At 50.6% G+C, this 18,657-nt stretch carries 16 protein-coding genes; 12 read left to right on the forward strand and 4 right to left on the reverse strand.

The genetic code is table 11. The features are described from left to right. Together AB7U36_RS05725 and AB7U36_RS05730 are read right to left on the reverse strand one after the other, a co-directional pair. On the reverse strand, positions 1-233 hold a 233-nt coding region (locus AB7U36_RS05725; RefSeq protein ID WP_428158833.1), incomplete at its 3' end, for a hypothetical protein. Positions 234-253: 20 nt separating this feature from the next. Then, a complete protein-coding gene (locus tag AB7U36_RS05730) occupies positions 254-1,231 on the reverse strand; it encodes a helix-turn-helix transcriptional regulator (RefSeq protein WP_428158834.1) in 978 nt (325 codons plus the stop codon). Positions 1,232-1,600: 369 nt separating this feature from the next. Here AB7U36_RS05730 and AB7U36_RS05735 point away from each other — a divergent pair, with 369 nt between their 5' ends. The 8 genes from AB7U36_RS05735 (at position 1,601) to AB7U36_RS05770 (ending at position 10,994) form a co-directional block, all read left to right on the forward strand. Continuing rightward, positions 1,601-3,688, forward strand: coding sequence for a TonB-dependent receptor (locus AB7U36_RS05735; RefSeq protein ID WP_428158835.1), 2,088 nt, complete (start codon positions 1,601-1,603; stop codon positions 3,686-3,688). Then, positions 3,688-4,716, forward strand: coding sequence for a methyltransferase family protein (locus AB7U36_RS05740; protein WP_428158836.1), 1,029 nt, complete (start codon positions 3,688-3,690; stop codon positions 4,714-4,716). Before AB7U36_RS05735 ends, AB7U36_RS05740 begins: the two co-directional genes overlap by 1 nt. Next, positions 4,713-5,675, forward strand: coding sequence for a hypothetical protein (locus AB7U36_RS05745; protein ID WP_428158837.1), 963 nt, complete (start codon positions 4,713-4,715; stop codon positions 5,673-5,675). The genes AB7U36_RS05740 and AB7U36_RS05745 overlap by 4 nt, the downstream gene beginning before the upstream one ends. Next, positions 5,672-6,457 carry an ABC transporter permease gene (locus AB7U36_RS05750; RefSeq protein ID WP_428158838.1) on the forward strand — a complete coding sequence of 262 codons (786 nt, stop codon included), beginning with the start codon at positions 5,672-5,674 and terminating at the stop codon, positions 6,455-6,457. Before AB7U36_RS05745 ends, AB7U36_RS05750 begins: the two co-directional genes overlap by 4 nt. Next, positions 6,454-7,086 (forward strand): ABC transporter ATP-binding protein, encoded by a 633-nt coding sequence (locus AB7U36_RS05755; RefSeq protein WP_428158839.1) that lies wholly within the window; start codon positions 6,454-6,456, stop codon positions 7,084-7,086. The genes AB7U36_RS05750 and AB7U36_RS05755 overlap by 4 nt, the downstream gene beginning before the upstream one ends. Before the next feature lie 530 nt (positions 7,087-7,616). Continuing rightward, positions 7,617-8,189 (forward strand): class I SAM-dependent methyltransferase, encoded by a 573-nt coding sequence (locus AB7U36_RS05760; protein WP_428158840.1) that lies wholly within the window; start codon positions 7,617-7,619, stop codon positions 8,187-8,189. Between the two features lie 596 nt (positions 8,190-8,785). Next, positions 8,786-9,724, forward strand: coding sequence for a matrixin family metalloprotease (locus tag AB7U36_RS05765; RefSeq protein WP_428158841.1), 939 nt, complete (start codon positions 8,786-8,788; stop codon positions 9,722-9,724). 34 nt (positions 9,725-9,758) lie between these two features. After that, entirely contained in the window at positions 9,759-10,994 is a 1,236-nt protein-coding gene (locus AB7U36_RS05770; RefSeq protein ID WP_428158842.1) for a glycosyltransferase family 4 protein, read from the forward strand. Between the two features lie 138 nt (positions 10,995-11,132). On the opposite strand, the gene AB7U36_RS05775 is transcribed toward AB7U36_RS05770, so the two are convergent. Continuing rightward, complete coding sequence (locus AB7U36_RS05775) at positions 11,133-12,566, reverse strand: calcium-binding protein (RefSeq protein ID WP_428158843.1); 1,434 nt, start codon at positions 12,564-12,566, stop codon at positions 11,133-11,135. Between the two features lie 504 nt (positions 12,567-13,070). Here AB7U36_RS05775 and AB7U36_RS05780 point away from each other — a divergent pair. The 4 genes from AB7U36_RS05780 (at position 13,071) to AB7U36_RS05795 (ending at position 17,731) form a co-directional block, all read left to right on the forward strand. Then, the gene (locus AB7U36_RS05780) at positions 13,071-13,781 is read left to right on the forward strand and encodes a SapC family protein (protein WP_428158844.1); all 711 of its coding nucleotides are present in this window, start codon (positions 13,071-13,073) and stop codon (positions 13,779-13,781) included. Positions 13,782-13,841: 60 nt separating this feature from the next. Then, complete coding sequence (locus AB7U36_RS05785; protein ID WP_428158845.1) at positions 13,842-14,555, forward strand: SapC family protein; 714 nt, start codon at positions 13,842-13,844, stop codon at positions 14,553-14,555. Positions 14,556-14,645: 90 nt separating this feature from the next. Continuing rightward, on the forward strand, positions 14,646-16,124 hold the full coding sequence (locus AB7U36_RS05790; RefSeq protein ID WP_428158846.1) for an MBOAT family O-acyltransferase: 1,479 nt from the start codon (positions 14,646-14,648) through the stop codon (positions 16,122-16,124). 41 nt (positions 16,125-16,165) lie between these two features. Further along, positions 16,166-17,731, forward strand: a complete 1,566-nt coding sequence (locus AB7U36_RS05795; RefSeq protein WP_428158847.1) for an alginate O-acetyltransferase AlgX-related protein — start codon at positions 16,166-16,168, stop codon at positions 17,729-17,731. Between the two features lie 31 nt (positions 17,732-17,762). Here the strand turns inward: AB7U36_RS05795 and AB7U36_RS05800 are convergent. Then, positions 17,763-18,657: HlyD family type I secretion periplasmic adaptor subunit (locus AB7U36_RS05800; RefSeq protein ID WP_428158848.1), on the reverse strand; the 895-nt coding region annotated here is incomplete at its 5' end.

Below are 18,657 nucleotides of genomic sequence, written 5' to 3' on the forward strand. Positions count from 1 at the left end.
CCTAAGAGCTTGTTTGGTAATTGATGAATCGGCTGCAATCTCATGAAAATGGCCCCAATTCTCCCAAATTTTATGTCAATAGTCCGGCTATTAACAGAAAATTTGAAAAAATTGGTTCTCATTTTCATGAGATTTCGCTTCGATTCCCTAATTACCAAACAAGCTCTAAGAGATGGCGCAATTTCAGGTGCTGTTTTGTTTTCAATTTTGCTTATACGTGTATTGTCTGCCATGGTCATTTTGTCCAAGGCCCTTATTTCCGGGACGTGAACTCCGAAGGAGAGATCCCGAATTGTTTGCGAAAGGCCTGGGCAAAGTGGCTGGAGCTGCAGAACCCGGCTTCAAAGGCGGCATCGGTGATACTCAACCTGTTTTCCGAAAGCAGCATTCTGGCATAGGCCAGGCGCTCCTTTCTAAGATACTCAAACACGGTGCATCCAAACACCTTTTTAAATCCCCGGGTCAGGCGGGTGTGGCTCATACCCGCCTGCCGGGCCAGATCAGTGAGGGACGGCGGGAATTTCAGCCGGGAGACCAGGATATCCCGGGCCGCACCAATCCGGTCCCGTTCATCAGTCCGGATCGGCGGGCCCGGCAGGGCAGTGTCAAAGGCCTGTTCCAGGGTATAGGCCACAAGCTCCATGGCCTTGCTCTCCAGGAAGATCTGCCTGACCAGTCCCTGGTGGGGGCAGGCATACATCTGGTGAAGCACGGATTGTACGGTGAAATTCATGGTCTGGGAATAAAAAAGATGGCCCTGGGCAATGGCCTTTGCAAGGGCCTTTTGGGGACCGGGTTCATGGGGCGGGCCCAAAAGGCTGGAAATTTTTTCAGAAGGGAACCGGATCACCACGGCCCGGATTTCCATTTCCCGGGCAGTCCGTCGCTCCAGGAGCGGGTCTTCAAAATAGTGGAGATGGGCCTGCCCGGCTGTTATTCCAAAAGGGGAAGGACGGCAGGCGTTCAGGGTCCGGGTGGTTCCGGACAGACAGAACACAAAGGTGAGCCTGGGTGCGGGCCAGGCGATCCTGGCCAGGTAATCCCTGGTAAACCGGCAGCAGCTCATGCAGATATCCATGCCCGACCGGCAGTCCAGGTTCAGGAATTGGCCCTGGCCCAGTCCGGCCGGTACAGACCGCACGCTCTCCCGGCCCGGGCCGGGAACCTCCTGTTCTCCCGGAAACCGGATAAATCTGCCTTCCGGGTTTTTTATGCTCACCTCAGCACTCATTATCTCGCCTAAATGAATTCATTTTTTTGTTTATAGTTATAAAAGCCTAACCATAAAAGCACTTTCTAAGATTTTTTTCAATTTTTTTTAAAGGGAGAGGAAGAGGGGGGGGGGACAAAAAGACAAGCAAGATGGATAGATTATCTTGCTTAAGGCATTTTAGGATGCAACGCTTTTGGAAAGGCTATCCAAAAGCTGCGAGGCCCATAGTGATGCCGCAGCAACCCGTTTTGGATCAATCCGTTCAAGCCCCCCCATTGCTCCTAATATGTTCAAATCTGTTCGGCAAATTATATCTACCCGGCCTGTTTGGGCGTAAAAGGCGTGAAGGAATAACCTGCTGAATCGGAAAATATAAAGGAGAAGAAGATGGGAATATCCGGGAAGAATAAGCTGGCTGGCCTGGCTGCGGCAATGGCGGCCGCAGTCTGCCTGGTGATGCCGGCAAAAACCGTGCGGGGCGAACAGGCCCCAACCGTGGTTGACCTGGGCAGTGTCGTGGTAACGGCCCAGAAACAGGAAATCCTGGCCAAAGACACACCCGCCGGCATATCGGTGGTGGATGCCCAGATCCTGGATGAACAGAACATCAGGACCACCGAAGAGATGACAAGGCTTGTGCCCAACCTGTTTTTTAAAACAGCGACCTCCGGCGATGCCTTTGTCAGCCGGGGGATCTCCACCATTGACACCTCTTTGTATTCGCCCATGGGGTTTTACATTGATGATGTGGCCTTTCCCTTAAGCTACATGCAGTCGCAATACCTCTTTGACATTGATCGCATTGAGGTGCTCAGGGGCCCTCAGTCCACCCTTTACGGGCAAAACAGCTCCTCGGGCGTGATCCATATGGTGACTGCGCCCCAGGGCAATGAGGCCCGGGCCCGGGTGCTGCTGGAGGCAGGGTCCTATGATGCCTTTACCGCCGGGGCCATGGTGGGCGGGGCCATCAAAAAAGATACGCTGTTTTATACGGTGTCCGCGTTAAAAAGCGTGACAGACGGGTATATGGAAAACACCCGCCTTGATTCTGATACCGCGTCTGACAATGACAGCTTTACAGGACGGGCCAGCCTGAGGTACACGCCCGGTGAAGATTTGGACATGACCCTGGCCCTGGACGGCACAGACCGGGAAAAGGGGCTTGACGATCTCAGGTACCTGGACGGTGCGTCGGCTACGGATACTTACAAGGTGCTTAACAACCAGGTCTCCGAGGCAGACCAGAACAGCCTTGGCCAGTCCCTGAACATCAAGTACGCATGTCACGGTATGGATCTTGTCTCTGTGACCTCCCACCAGGACTTTAACCGGCAGCATACCATGGATTCGGACCGGAGTGCCTCGGCCCTGGGCGTGTCTCACATTGATATCGACCGGGAGTCCTGGACCCAGGAGCTGCGCCTGTCTTCGTCTTCGGGCGGATTTTTTTCGTCCTGGCTTTTGGGGGCCTATGCGTCCACAGAGCGCCTGGACAACAACTGGGAACTTGACCATGTCAGGGCCGCTTTAGCCAACACCCGGGTCACCGAAGCGGATACGGACCGCCTGGCCCTGTTCGGCCGGATCTCAAAGGACCTGACCGAAAAACTGACCGCCTTGGCAGGCCTGCGCCTGGACCATGCATCCGCATCCGGTTCCCAGGTCTATACCCGAAGCACGGGCACCACATTGTATGCCCGGGACATCACAGACACCGAATTGCTGCCCATGGCCTCCCTGTCCTGGAAGTTCTCGCCGGCCACCATGGGGTACCTGACCTTTTCCACGGGCTGGATGGCCGGCGGTTATGATCTATACTCCGCCACAGACCAGGTAAATTTTGCCTATGACCCCGAATACACCAGAAACTATGAAGCCGGGATCAAAACCGCATTTTTTGACAACCGCCTCAGGGCGGATTTGTCAGTGTTCTACACAGACATCACTGACAAGCAGATCAGGGAAGAGGTTGCAGACGGCAGCATAGGAACCTGGAAAATTACCAATGCAGCCAATGCCCATACCCAGGGGGTGGAACTGGAAGTGCGGGCATTGCCGTCCCGGGGCCTGGAAATCTTTGGGGCCCTGGGATACACCCAGGCTGAAATTGATGACTGGACCGGGACCCTTAACGGCACTGCCAGGGATTACAGCGGCTCCACCCTTCCCTGGGCACCGGACCTGACCGCCAGCGCGGGATTTTCCTATACCCATGAAAGCGGCTGGTACGGTTCGGCCAATGTGTTCTGGGCGGGACGGCAATACTTTGATGCCGCCAACACCTTAGAGGATGACGGGTATGCCCTGGTCAACCTCAAGGCCGGTTACAGATGGGGCCGCTGGGATATTGCGGTCTGGTGCAAGAACCTGTTTGACCAGGAATATGCCCAAAAAATGGTGGAATCCGCCGGGTATACCCTGGTGGAAGACGGCGATCCCATGACCCTGGGAGTTACCCTTTGCTGGAGATGGTAATGATGAAAGAAAATGATAATGATGTGCCCATGGATTCCTTGTTCGATATCCTGGCGGGGCCGGTTAAAATGGCGGTTCTGGAAGCAGCCCTGGATTTGAAAGTGGCCGATGTCCTGGAACACGGCATGCCGGTTCAGGCCGTTGCCCGGGCCTTGGATATCCGTACAGATCCCAAAGGCCTGGGATTTTTCCTGGACAGCATGGCTGCCATGGGGTTCCTGGAAAAACAGGACGGAACATACCGGAACACCGGCTTTGCCCGGCGCTATCTTCATTCCGGAAGTCCTTTATATATGAAACCCTTTATCACCCGGATCAAGGGCATGCAGCACAAAAACCTGGGCCGGATCACCGATATCGTCAGAAACGGCCCGCCTGGGGTTGAAAAAAGTGAGGTTCTGGCCTCTGAAGTGACATGGGAAAAGGCCGTGGCTCATCTGGCTGCCTACCAGCGGGCCGGCATGGCCCGCCGGGCCGCAGACCTGGTCCAGGCCCTGCCGGAGTTTAAAGACGCCCGAAAGCTTCTGGATCTTGGGGGCGGCCCGGGCCTTATGGGCGCAGAAATGGTCCGCCGGCATCCACGCCTTAAAGGGGTGCTCATGGACCAGGCCGCCATCATTCATCTGGCTGAAAAAGAGATTCGAAAAGAAGGGCTGGAACAGCGGATCTCCTTTATCCCGGGGGACTACAATGAAACGGATTTCGGCGGCGGATACGATATTGTCTGGGCCAGCCACAACCTTTATTATGTGCGTGATCCCCGGCGTTTTTACGCCCGCCTTGGACAGGCGCTCACCGATAAAGGCGTGGTGGCCTGCCTGCACGAAGGGTTGACCCGGGAACGGACCCGGCCGGCCGGCATTGTCCTGTCCAGGCTCTCCCTGGCCCTGGAGGGGCAGGATGTCTCCTTTGAACAGGGGCAGATTGCAGGTTATCTGAAAAAAGCCGGCTTTGCCCGGGTGGAGAGCCGAACCGTCAATCTCGGCGTGGATGACTGGGAGCTGGTCACGGCCAGGAAAACCGTATGAAACAAACCGTTGCGCTGTGGATTGGCCGGGTATTATGGCTGCCGGCATGGCTGATACTGTCACTGCCGGCAGCCCTTGGCGCGGCCCCCCCGGATGCCCCGACCTTTGTCATTTCAGGGCCGCCCGTGACCGAAAGCCTGGTCTTTGCCGTGATGGCGGACCAGGGGCTTTCCGGGGAATCCGTAAAATTTTTAACCTGGCACTCCCCGGACCAGGCAAGGGCCATGATTGCGGCAGGCAAAATCCAGGGAGCGGTGGTGACCACCTCTGCGGCCGCCCTTTTTTTTAACAAAGGGGTTAAAACAACCGTGGCCGGGGTGTTTGCCTCGCCCTTGTGGATCGTCAGTACCCGGCCTGTTTCCCGGGGCCCGTTGCAGGGGACCCTGCTGTTTCCCTTCGGCCCCGGGGAAATGCCTGAAATTTTATTTCGTATTGTAATGCAGGAACCGTTGCCGGGCCTTGAAACCCGGCACACCGGCGGGGCACTGGAGGCGGTGAATCTGCTGCTCATGGGCCGGGCAGGCCATGCGTTGCTGGCCGAACCTGCCGCCTCCCTGGCCGTGGTCCGTTCCCGGGACATGGCCGGACCGGAACTGGCCAAATACCTGGATTTGCGAACCCTTTGGGAAAACCGGTCTGGCGGCCGCCCTTTGTGCGTATCTGCCTTTGCCGTGTTCGGTGATGCCGTGGACAAGCCCGGGCCGGTTGCGGCCATCATCAGGGGATACGGGCTTGCCCTGGCGTGGATAAAGGCGCATCCCAAAGCCACCCGGGCCATTGCCAAGAAAGCAGCACCGGCTTTGGCAGGCCCCGGAATGGTCCTTTCGGGCACCCCGATGCTCACGGGGCAGGAGGCGTTTGATGCGGCCCGGTTGTGCCTTGAAAAAATCCATGACCTGGATCCCGGGGCTGTGGGGAACGTCCTGCCCGGGCCGGAACTGTTCACGGCATATCCATGAAAGGCACGTTGGCTTTCCGGTTCCGCCGGTTCCGATTCCGTGGGACACAGGTATTCGCAGGCCTGGGCATTCTTGGACTGTTCCTGGCCTGGCACCAGGCCTCCCGCGCCTTTTCCGGCCTGGTGGTGCCCGGGCCGTGGGAGACCCTGGAAGCAGGGGCAAGACTCCTGTCCGACACCGGGTTCCGGGACGGGCATTTATGGGTGAGCCTCCGGCGCATGGGCCTGGCCCTGGGGGCCGGTATCCTTGCCGGTGGCTTCCTGGGGCTTGTGGCCGGGCTGGTGCCCAAGGTCCGGGCCCTGGTGGAGCCGGTGCGCTGGATACTGACCACGGTGCCGGGGGTGGTGATCGTCATTGTGTTTATGCTCTGGTTCGGCATGGGGGATGTGATGGTCATCTCCATTGCCGCCAGCATGGGTGCCCCCATTATCTTTGTCAACCTGGCCGATGCCCTGGGCCGGGTGGACCGCCACCTTCTGGAAATGGCCCGGGTCTACCGGTTCAGCCTTAAAATGCGGCTGGTCAAGGTCTATGCCATGGCAGTGGCAGGTCCCTTTTTTTCGGCCCTGGTCATTGCCGGGGGCAATATTGTCCGGGTCTCGGTCCTGGCCGAGGTCATGGGCGCGGATAAAGGCATTGGCCACTGCATGTCCCTGGCCCGGACCCGGCTGGACACCCCGGAACTGTATGCCCTGGCCCTGATCAGCATGTGTGTGGCCGCTGCCGTGGAATTCTTTCTTTTCCGGCCCCTGGAGCGGCGGATGAAAGGCAGGAGCGCATGACAGCAAAACCTGCAGTGGCATTTGAGAATGTGACCATGGCCTTTGGCCGGCATATCCTTTTTGAAAACCTGAGCCTTGAAATCGGCCCGGGACAGGTGGTGGGCATCCAGGGCCCGAGCGGGGCCGGGAAATCCACTTTGCTGAAAATGGCGGCAGGATTGATCCGGCCTGTTAAAGGCAGGGTCCGGGTCCAGGCAAGCTCCTTGGGATATGTGTTCCAGGAACCCCGGCTGCTTGGGTGGTACACGGCCCGGGAAAATATCAGCCTGGCCCTGGAGGCGGCCGGCATGTCCGGCAAAACTGCCAAAGAAACCGCTTTAAGGTGTCTCAGGGATCTGGACCTGGCCGGGTTTGAAGCCCACTACCCCCGGGAACTGTCCGGGGGCATGAACCAGCGGATCTCCATTGCCCGGGCTCTTTCCGTCTCCCCCGGGCTGCTGCTCCTGGACGAACCCTTTACCGGCCTTGACCCTGCCCTGAAAGACAGGGTCAAGGAACAGGTCCGGGCCATGGCGGAAAAAACAAAAGCCTGCATGATCCATGTCACCCATTCAAAGCAGGAACTTTTGCCCGGGACCCATGCTTTTTTTACCCTGGACAGGGGCCGGCTCTACCCGGAAACTCTGTAAATCCTGTTCCAGTCCGCTCCCAACAGACTTGCTTTATTTTTCGTAAAATTATACTCGATGTTCGAGTTTTTTGAATTTGACTGCCAAACAATCCTTGGTTTAGAATCAGGCCACTTTTTTCTGGAAGTGTTCCAAAGATGGTGCCGGCTTCATTTGAGGAAAAATACGACTGCTCATATGTTTTGTAGAAGGATTGAAAGGAATAATATTGTCAATGCGTTCTTTTAGCTCATTAAGCTTCTGTTCACTGATTCCGTTATCGCAGAAATCTTGGACAAATTGAAAATTACCAAATGACGGGCATTTCAAGCTTTTTTTGAGAAGTCTTTCAGAATCAATTTAAAGTTAAAAAACCCGCCGGTAAGTTTATCTTTAAGCTTGTGAACTTTATATATTTTTTTTGTGGACTTTGATCGGGCACGGTCTACATCATCTAATTTTGCCGCAACCGGATTGATATTTTACGCGAAAAAAGCTACTTGTTCCAAAGCATATAATTTTTATGATCTTAGAAAATATGAGGGGGTACAATGGAAACTAAAAAAATAGGCGATTTCTTTTCAGGAAAGGGTAGAGAATCAATTCCAGACGTTGGTTTCAAGGCAATGACATTGATTATGAAACTGATGGATATATTAGGCGGGCATTCACGAAAAAATTTTAAGACCCTGGGTTTAAAATCCGGCCAGACGGTTATTGATTATGGCTGCGGGCCGGCAAGATACATTGGATTTGCATCCAGCGCTGTTGGTAAAAAGGGCAAAGTTATTGCGGTGGACATACACCCCCTTGCCATTGCCAAAGTAAAAGAAAAAATTAAAAAACTTTCGCTAACAAACGTCGAAGCTGTTCTCGCAGAAAAATATGGAACCCCCATAAGTAATGAAACTGCTGATATCGTTTACGCGCTGGACATGTTTCACATGGTGGAGAAACCAGATGTATTTCTAAAGGAATTAAGCAGATTGGTTAAAAAAGAAGGAACAATAATTATTGAAGATGGGCATCAACCCCGAACAAAGACGATTCAGAAAATTGAACACTCAGGGTGCTTAAAAATTGTCCGGGAAACCAAGTCTCATGTAAAATGCCAACGGTCATGACCCAGATCTTCAGGGAGATTGCAGAGTGTGTCCCACCTTACTACATCGTAGTTGATTTTTCAAGTAATGTTTGCATTTAACGATTGTTGCCATGTAAAAGGTGGGACACACCCTGAAATTCGATAAGGTTACCCAGTGGGTGTAAGTCCCACATGAGCCAAGATCACAGTGGTTAATTTGTTCATAGGAGACCGTTGTGAAAACCTTCTTGCACATCGGCTGCGGCCCCAAGCGCAAAGACCAGACCGCTCGGCAGTTTGAGCGTGTCAATGCCAAACTGGAGGCACGAGGCGCGGCTGCTGAATAAGCCATTCCCAATTTGCCATCAAACTGTAAGCAGGCTACATGCGGTCACTTTAGCGCGTTCGTTTCCTTGACAAAAAGCCGCGTCCTCTATATTTTGATTGTATAATGCACATGAGCCGCAAGCCCATAACAAACAATGAAACTAAAGACACCAACATGCAGGGCTAAAATGGTCGCCGCAGGTACTTCGAGTGGTTCGCCCCCTTGTATCTTGTCTCTATTTTCGTATAAAACTACCTTCATGAAAGCCTGATGAGATGATAGACGGACAAAGTTTTCAATATATGCTCATGGGAAAAGAATGGGCCGGGGATCCCCCGGTTATCACCTGGAGTTTTGCGGAAAATTCCACTTTTGATGCAACCCTTGGCCTAAGCTATTCAGGATATCCCACTTTTGAAGCGGCCTCTGACTCGGTTCAGAAAAAGCTTGTGAGAATGGCCTTTCAGGCCTGGGAAAATGTTGCGGATATTGATTTTGTGGAGACAGATGATTCAAGTTCCGTGGATATCAGGATCGGATGGGATTCCATCGACGGCAGCAGCAGTAGCGGCGGTGTAATCCTGGGGCAGGCAACGGTATGGTCTGTCAATGGGAATTTAACCTGTGCCGCCATCCAGATTGACTTGGCAGACCAGTCGAACGCAGATTTCACGACAGGCAGCCCCACCCCCGGAACATGGTCTTTCCTGGGGACCGTGACCCATGAAGTGGGGCATACGCTGGGGCTTGATCATTCAAAGGTATCTTCCGCTCTGATGTATTCCCAGGCTTCGGATACGGTGAGTTTGACGTCTGATGATATTGCCGCCATTGTGGCCGTTTACGGCCAGTCCCAGGGCATTTCCATATCCCAAGATCCCGAGGATATCCCATCTCTGGAAAAAGGCATTGATCCCTCCTATTACCTTGCTTCAAATTCGGATGTGGCCGGTGCCGGCCTGGATCCGGTTGAACATTTCAACACATACGGATGGCAGGAAGGACGTAATCCCAGCAGCCTTTTTGATGTGGCATTTTATTTGAGTGCCAACCCGGATGTCAGTGCCGCCGGCATCAATCCTCTGACCCATTATCTCGAATCCGGGTGGATTGAAGGCCGGGACCCTTCAGAGAATTTCAGTACCAGTGCCTACCTTAACGCCAATCCGGATGTGGAACTGGCCGGCATCAATCCCTTGATTCACTACCTGACATTCGGCTACGGGGAAGGACGTGCTTTATCCTGAATCATTCTCGACCTCTCTAAAGATTAATAAGTCCATGAACATTTTGTTTATCCATCAAAACTTTCCGGGTCAGTTTAAATTTTTAGCTCCTGCATTAGCGCAGCAGGGCCACAATGTGGTGGCCATGACCCTTCAAACGATCCAATCCACCCAATGGCAGGGGGTCACCCTTGTGCCCTATGCTGTCCAGCGGGGTACAACGCCCGGGGTGCATCCTTGGCTCAACAATTTTGAGACCCAGACCATCCGGGCCGAAGCCTGCTTTCGGGCCGCATTGGACATGAAAGCCAAAGGATTTGTTCCCCATGTGATTGTGGCCCACAACGGCTGGGGAGAGAGCCTTTTTTTAAAAGAGGTCTGGCCCCGTGCCAGGCTTGGCATCTATTGTGAGTTTTATTATCACGCTACCGGAGCGGATGTGGGCTTTGACCCAGAATTTCCTGTGCTGGACCCGGGTGAGGTCTGCAGAATTCAATTGAAAAATTTGAATAACCGGCTTCATTTTGACCTGGCAGATGCCGGGATTTCTCCCACCCTCTGGCAGGCATCCACCTTTCCCGAACCCTTCCGCAGCAAAATTACCGTGGTTCATGACGGGATCAATACCAAGATGGTAGCTCCCAATCCCAAGGTGAGCCTGACCCTGAACAATTCTCTCATTCTCAGCGGAAAAGACGAGGTGATCACCTTTGTAAACCGGAACCTTGAGCCCTACCGGGGCTACCACATCTTCATGCGGAGTCTGCCGGATATTTTGAAACGCAGGCCCAGGGCCCGGGTTCTGATTGTGGGCGGCGATGATATCAGCTATGGTGCCAGGCCGGAAAACGGCAGCAGATGGAAGGATATTTTTATTGAAGAGGTGAAAGGAAAAATCCACCCGAATGACTGGTCCCGGGTCCATTTTCTGGGCAACCTTCCCTACGCGGTTTTTATTGGGCTGCTGCAGCTGTCCCGGGTGCATGTATACCTGACCTATCCCTTTGTGCTGTCCTGGAGCCTTCTGGAAGCCATGTGCACAGGCTGTGCCATTGTGGCCAGCAATACCCCGCCCCTGCACGAAGCCATACGCCAAAATCAAACCGGGCGGCTGGTGGACTTTTTTGATGTCCAGGCCCTGGCCGATGCGGTGTGTGATCTGCTGGATGACCCTGAAGCCAGAAAGCGACTGGGAACAGCCGCCTGTGCCTTTGGCCGAGCCAATTACGATCTTGAAACGGTCTGCCTGCCCCGGCAGATTGCATGGGTTGAATCGCTGGCAGAAGATTGATGAGGGTTGCCGATATGGGATACAGATAAAGCAATTATATAAATCAGAGCGGTGCCTGAAATATAAAATCAAAATTGCCCTGATGATTCAGGATATTTCCATGCTAACTACTTGAAATGGACATTGAGTATAAGATCTCTAAGCTACTATTAGGTCACTGTTTGATGCTATTCCAGAAGTGCTTGCCATACCGGTAAGAGTAATCAGTTCTATAAGAGATCCATTTGCTGCCAAACTGAAATCTTCATCAAAAAGCACCACAGTATCCGTTCCATTGCAGATCACCGCAAACCCTTTTCCACTCGCAACCCCTCCCGCAGCAATAGCAGCATCCAAAGCATCATACAAAGCCGCATCCAATGTGCTTCCGGTTAGTTGAACCGCATACCCCTCCTGATCAGTTCCGGTAGCCGTTGTCAGGTCTGCAAGCGTTGTTACCTGATCTGTATTAAACGCCACGCTGGTCAGGGTTATTGTTCCTGTCAATCCGCCATCCCCAAAAACGGCCTCGGAAAACGACAGGGAATCCTGGCCGCTGATAAAATCGGTGGCTTCCAAAACATCCCCTTTGCCCGGGGTCGTGCTTCCGTCAGTAAGTGCCGTAAACAGAAAGCGGTCGTTCCCGTCACCGCCGATCAGACTATCTGTTCCCCCGCCGCCTGTGATGATATCATCGCCTTCCCCTCCAGTCAGGGTATCATTTCCCAGATCGCCGTTCAGGGTGTCAGCTCCCTCTCCGCCCAAAAGGGTGTCTGCGCCGTTTCCCCCGCCCAGAACATCGTCTCCGGTGCCGCCGTCAAGACTGTCATCTCCGGACTCCCCGTTGATCGTGTCATTGCCTGTTCCGCCGCTCAGGGTATCATTCCCGCCGCCGCCATTGATGGTATCATTTCCCCCTTTGCCGTCAATGGTGTCGCCTCCTGTACTGCCTGTGATGGTATCGGATAGCTCACTGCCTTCGGTTGTGCCGGTTGATCCGGCCTCGACCGTGATATTTGAAGAGGTTCTCCGGCCTTCATCCTGTCCGTATAGGTAGTAATGCTCGAAAGGGGTAAAAAAACTTGCACCCACATCGGGATAGAGATGGAGATAAAAGCCTGTGTCAAACTTTGCCGACGGATTTCTCCCCTCGCTGGCGCCACTGAGTACAAAATGCAGGTAAGCCGGGATATGGCTTGAGGCCACATCAGGGTACTGGGTCAGATAGTAGCTTTCATCAAATTCCGCTATGGCGATTCTGCCCTCTGCCGCCCCGTACTGCATGAAATGCTCAAGCGCATTAACATTGCTCAGGGCCACATCAGGGTACTGGATCAGATAAAATGCTGTGTTAAAAAAGCAGCTGGGATTACGCAGTTCAAAAAAACCATTGGTTTGATAGTGCTCCAGGGGATTAACGTTTGCACTTGCAACATCTGAATTTTTGAGCAGGTAATACTGGGTATTGAAAAAAAGGTTAGGGTTGTAGTTCATCTGCCAGCCGATGGTATTGTAATGTTCCAGGGCGGACATACCGCTGGCTGCCACTTCCGGATACTGACTTAGATAATAGGATTCGTCAAAAAGCGTCATTTTAATTTTATTTTTTCTCCGTATTCAAAAATCGTATCAGAACACTGACGCCGCATCAAGACTTGAAAAGGCGTTTTGATGTGCGGGATCTGTATGGTTAAAAATCTTCAATTGTACTATCGTCAACTTCGCAGATCTTCTGCCATTTGGTATCATGACAATTAATATACCACAATCGTTGTTTTTTTCCTTCTGTTTTTTCCAGGATTAAGAGGGCGTTGGCAGGGTCAACGCATTAAAAAAAACAATCCATCAACTAATTCTTACTTTTCTATTCACCAGTAAAGTAGAGAAAGGGGCTTTCGCATCCGCTTCCCCCTCGTCAAACCGGATCTACGGATTTTCCGCAGATACTAATTATTCAAAATTGGTATTAAACTGTAAGCAGGTTACATGCGATCACCCTGACGCCTTGGGAAATCCGCATTGTTTTCCTGGCATGTTTATGGTATCAAAAAAAAATATCATTGTATCAATAACATAATAGTAAAGGTGTAATCAGATATGTTTACCAAACTTGAACCATTAGAAAAAACAAAACACCAGACGCTTAGATTCTCAAAAAGCCAGGATTACTCGTTTGCCGGTAAAACAACGGCAGTCCAGCTATCCTTTTCAGAGCTTCAGCAGGCCTGCCAATACTATCCAATTGTTTTCCCCAAAGACGGCGCCAGCCTCCCCATGGCCCTGTTTGGAATTGGAAAAAGGGAAAACACCTACGTGACCCCCCAGGGACAGTGGAAAGCGCCTTATATACCCTTCACCATCCGGATGTACCCCTTTACTCTGGCCAAAATCCAAGCCCAGGAAGACCAGTTTGCCTTATGCCTTGACCCGGATGCCCCTCATTTTGCTTCAGGCATGGGAGACCCCATGTTTACGGCTGATGGAGACCCTAATGATTTTATCCAGGGTATCCTCAAGACGTTAACTGCATATCAGCAGGAAATAGCGACTACGCAGGCATTATTTACCGCCTTGGCTGAGAACGAACTGATTGTGGACCGAAAAATTGAATTCAATGTAAACGGTAAAGCCAGGAGCATTGACGGATTCAAAGGGGTGGACATGGAAAAACTTGTTACCATGGACGATGCATTTCTGGCTGAGCTGGTCAGAAAAGGCACCCTTTCCCTGATCTACAGCCATTTACAGTCTCTTTCAAAGTTCAGGCTACTTTTCCTGAAAGATGATTCTGCAGCATCCGGAAGTTGAAATCCCTGATCGCCAGATGGCCTATTAGCAAACCAAAACCTTTTTTAGGAAGTTATCGTCATGAGTGACATTCATGCATTGCCGGACAATTTTGAGCCCCTTGACCCTGAAAGGCATCAGGCGTTCAGATTTTCAGAGCTGTCTCATTTCAATTTTGCAAAACCCCTTTCATCCGTACCAATCTCCCTTTCGGAAATGCAGCAGGCGGCAAATTTATATCCCATTATTCTGCCTAAAGACAGCAGTCCTGTCCCCAGTGTGCTCCTCTCCATTAAAAAAGGGACACACCCCTATATAGACGACCAAGGCAAATGGAAGGTTCCCTATATTCCCCTGTGCCTGCGCCTCTACCCCTTTATCCTTGCCAAGATAGAAAACAAGGAAAACGGGCAAGGCCGGTATATCTTCTGCCTGGATCGGGAGGCTGAACATTTTTCCGAAGAAAACGGAGAACCGCTCTTTACCGAATCAGGAGAACTCAGAGGCTTTGTGAAGCATACCTTTGATACACTGAAACTCTATCAGCAGGAACTTGCTGCTGTTCAGTCCGTGTTTGCAGAACTGCATGAAAAGGGTATAATTACAGACAAGACATTTGAATTCCAGGCCGGAGGGCAGAAAAAAAGCCTGGACGGATTCAGGGGCGTTGACATGAAAAAACTTGTAACCCTTGATGATAACAGCTTGGCCGAAATGGTAAAAACCGGTATCATGCCCCTAATATATTGCCACCTGCAGTCCATACGACATCTGTCATTTTTGCACCAGAAGTAAGCGAACCGTAATTGCTGTCCAGCCTCTCAAATTTTTGAATCTGCAGACTCACAGATTCGATTTGGCCGGACAGCTCAAAATCTGTGAACCATGGTCTTTAGTTCAATAACATTCCTATTCGGTTTTCTACCCCTTTTCCTGATTATCTTCATTGCAATACCGTCCAGCTGGAGAATTTTTTTTTTACTGATTTCCAGCTTGCTTTTTTATTTCTGGGGCGAAAATTTCATGATATGGGTGGTGATCGTCTCAACCCTGATAGATTATCTGTGCGCCCTATTCATCTATAGCGGCTTTAAAACACCCAATCTCGCCTCGAACGCCATCGAAGCCGCTCGAACGAGGACACAAAAGGCCGCCCTGACCATCTCCATCATTTCCAGGCTTTATTTTCTGGGGTATTTTAAATATTACAATTTTTTTATCGAAAATGCCTTGGACTTTTTGAATGCCATCGGCTTGGAGTCCGTGTTTTTGGCATCAGCCACAAAGGTATCCCTGCCGCTGGGAATCAGTTTTTACACTTTTCAAGCCATGAGTTATACCATTGATGTGTACAGGGGAAAGGTGTCGGCGACCCGGAGTTTTACTAAATTTGCAGCCTATGTAACAATGTTCCCCCAATTAATTGCAGGCCCTATTGTGCGCTACAGTGATGTTGAGGCCCAGATGGCCTGTCATAACATATCATCGGATCAGTTTGCGGAAGGCATCCGGCGGTTCATTAGCGGTCTTGGCAAAAAAGTTTTGATCGCGAACACTCTGGCACTGGCAGCTGACCGGATATTTTCCCTGCCCTCTGCGGAACTGTCCTTTTCTCTGGCATGGCTCGGCATTACCACGTATACTCTTCAAATCTATTTTGATTTCTCCGGATATTCCTGCATGGCCATTGGCCTGGGTAAAATGATCGGATTCACGTTTCCCGAGAATTTCAATTATCCTTATATATCAAAATCAATACGGGAGTTCTGGCGCCGCTGGCACATTTCTCTGTCAACCTGGTTCAGGGACTACCTGTACATTCCTCTGGGTGGGAATCAGCATGGAAGAGTTAGAACATACATCAATCTATTGATCGTTTTTTTTATATGCGGTTTGTGGCATGGCGCTAACTGGACGTTTATCATATGGGGACTTTATCACGGGGCTTTTATTGCCATAGAAAGAAGTGGCGTCTTCAAATTTCTGTCAAAGCTTCCCCGTATCTTCCGGCATTTATACGCAGTGTTGGTAATTATGATCGGATGGGTATTCTTCAGAGCTGATAATTCAAACCACGCTTTTTTTTACCTCAAAGCAATGGCCGGAATGGGAGAGTCCCGGGATGGGGCTTACATACTGGGGCAAATTTTATCAAACGCCTTGCTGCTTTTTCTAATCACCGGCGTCCTGTTCAGCACCCCTATATTTAAGGTTTTTAGATTGTCACCACTATTCCCGGAAGACGGCACTGCCAGCCCTGGCCACAAGATGGTTTCCTCCCTTTTTCTGTTCGCTATTTTTATTCTTTGCATAATGAGCCTTGCGGCAGGAACCTATAACCCTTTTATCTACTTTAGGTTCTGAAAATGGCAAAATTGATAAAATATTCAACCATTGCTGCTTTTATGCTAATACTGTCATCCATAGGCATTTTTTCCGCATTACAGCTTGGCACTATTTCGGAAAAAACCTTTAAAAACATCGAAATGAGAGCACCTGCACCTCCTCCCAAATGGGGATGGTCTTTTCAAAGCATCAAAGACTATTTTCCGAAACTTGAAGGATATATCAACGACCAGTTCGCCATGCGGGAAAAGCTAATACGCTGTTACGCCATTATCAACTACTCTCTTGGCGTATCAATCAATCCCGAAAAAGTGGTGATTGGAAAAGAAGACTACCTCTTCCTCGGAAACAGATGGCAGAATATAATTGATCAAACAACGGGCAATGATGTATTTGATCGCCATCATCTAAATCAGTTATTATATCATATGGCTCTGCGCCAAAAATACCTAAAAAAAAGAGGGATAGAATTTTATGTATTCGTGGTTCCCAATAAACATACCATATATCCGGAATATCTGCCCACCTGGGTCACACCATCGGGTAAAACGACTTTATCCCAACTGCACAATGAAACAAAATCCTTCAAATTTATTAATCCTCTGACATACTTATTATCGGCAAAAAAAAAGTATGGACAGCGCCTATACAATAAAACAGACTCCCACTGGTCGCGTCTCGGTGCCTATATCGGGTATCAGGTTATTATTCAGGCAATCCGTCAAGATTTTCCCAAGACTCTTCCCCTGACACTTGAATCAAAAGATTTTATTTACACACCGGATAGCTGCGGCGGCGGTCTTGCTCTGATGCTTCGGTTGGATGGGCATGTGAATGACTTTTATATGCAAATTCAATCATCTAAGCTGCAAAATTCAGAATCAATAAAGAAAACGGATTTTAATGGATATGAACAGTCATTGGATCCTTTCAATCACATACGATGGCATGAAAAAGCCTTATTTAGCAACACCATGAAGCCCTATACCGTACTTGTCTTAATGGATTCGTTTATGGAAAAAATGGCTGTATTTTTGAACCACACATTCGGGAAAACCATCTATTGCCATTACAAGGACGTAGACGGTCGAACAATAGATGAACTCGTTAAAAAATACAGGCCTGATTTCGTCATTTATCAAATGGTGGAACGATCGCTCAAACTCAAAGAATCTCACCTGACGGCAGGCAACTTGATTCAGTGGGCGTTTGACTTTAGGACACTTTCCCAGTTTGGCGGCACTGATTTGCACCAGCATGCAAAACAATTGAATGCGATTGCCGTGCAGAGTCAAAACTGCGGGGTCTTTTCCTTCAAAGCCACCAGCAACGACCCATATTTTACCTTACCTCCTTCAAAGTTGCCCAAGAATAGCTATTTATGCCTTGAATTAGAAATGATTTCTCCGGAAGACACCACACTGGAAGTCTTCTATCAAACCCTGGACACATATCACTATTCACCGGCACAATCCGTTAAGCAACGACTTGCAAAAGGCCTCAATAAAATCAGGCTGCCGATACCCGAGAAGGGAATCCGGGGAGACCGGATCAGAATTGATCCCGGCACTATGCCGGGCCTGTATCAAATCTCCTCGATTTCACTTATGTCGTTAGCTCAATGAGATACCGAACGAACACCCTGCCAATGATCGTTTATTCCCTGAGAGCCGTGTCTACGTTTTGAAGCAAGGGTCCCAGCAGATAAGAAATAATATTCCGCTTGTCTGTGGTAATGTAGCATGCTACAGGCATACCGGGAGACAGGTATGCATCCTTTGCAGCCAGGTCCTCCTGGTCTACTTTCACATGGACTTCATAGTAAGACACGGTATGCTCCCCCTGGCCCTTTGATGTCACCAGGTCCGGGGATACATATTCGACCTTGCCGTTAATGGGGGGGGTACCGATCCTGTGGAAGGCGGACAGGTTGACCTTTGTCTTCTGTCCCTGGTGGACATTGGTAATATCCTGGGGTCTGACCTGGGCCTTGATGATCATGGACTGGTCCATGGGGACGATTTCCATGAGTGGCATTCCTGCATGGATAACCCCAGCCCCTTCTGTGTGCACCTGGATATTGATAACAGTACCGGCAACAGGCGCTCTGACCTCCAGCCGCTCCTTTGCGTCCAGTTCCGGTTTCAGCTGTTCCTGAACCTCGTAAATCTGATCTGTGATTTCTCCAAGCCTGGATACGGCGGTTTCCCGGTACTGATTTTTTGTATCCACGATCCTGAGCTGAAATTCCTGGATCCGCTGCTGGGTGGCGGCGATATCCTGCTTGAGTTTGCCCATGCGTCCCTTGTATTCTGCAAGTTGCCGTTCCAGCGTCAAAATCTCGGTTTTACCTATATATTTTTTTTCCAAAAGGCCCCGTTTACTGGAAAGATCCGCCGTAAAATTGGCAACAATCTCCTGGACGCTTTTAAGCTCTTCCCTGGCCCCTTCAGCCTGGTTGCCAAGCTGAAGGATCTGGGACTCATAGAGCTGGATTTTCCCGTCCAGATCAGACCTGCGGCTTTTAAAAATATCAGACTCCATCTCCTTG

Source organism: Desulfobacter sp. (assembly GCF_050177295.1).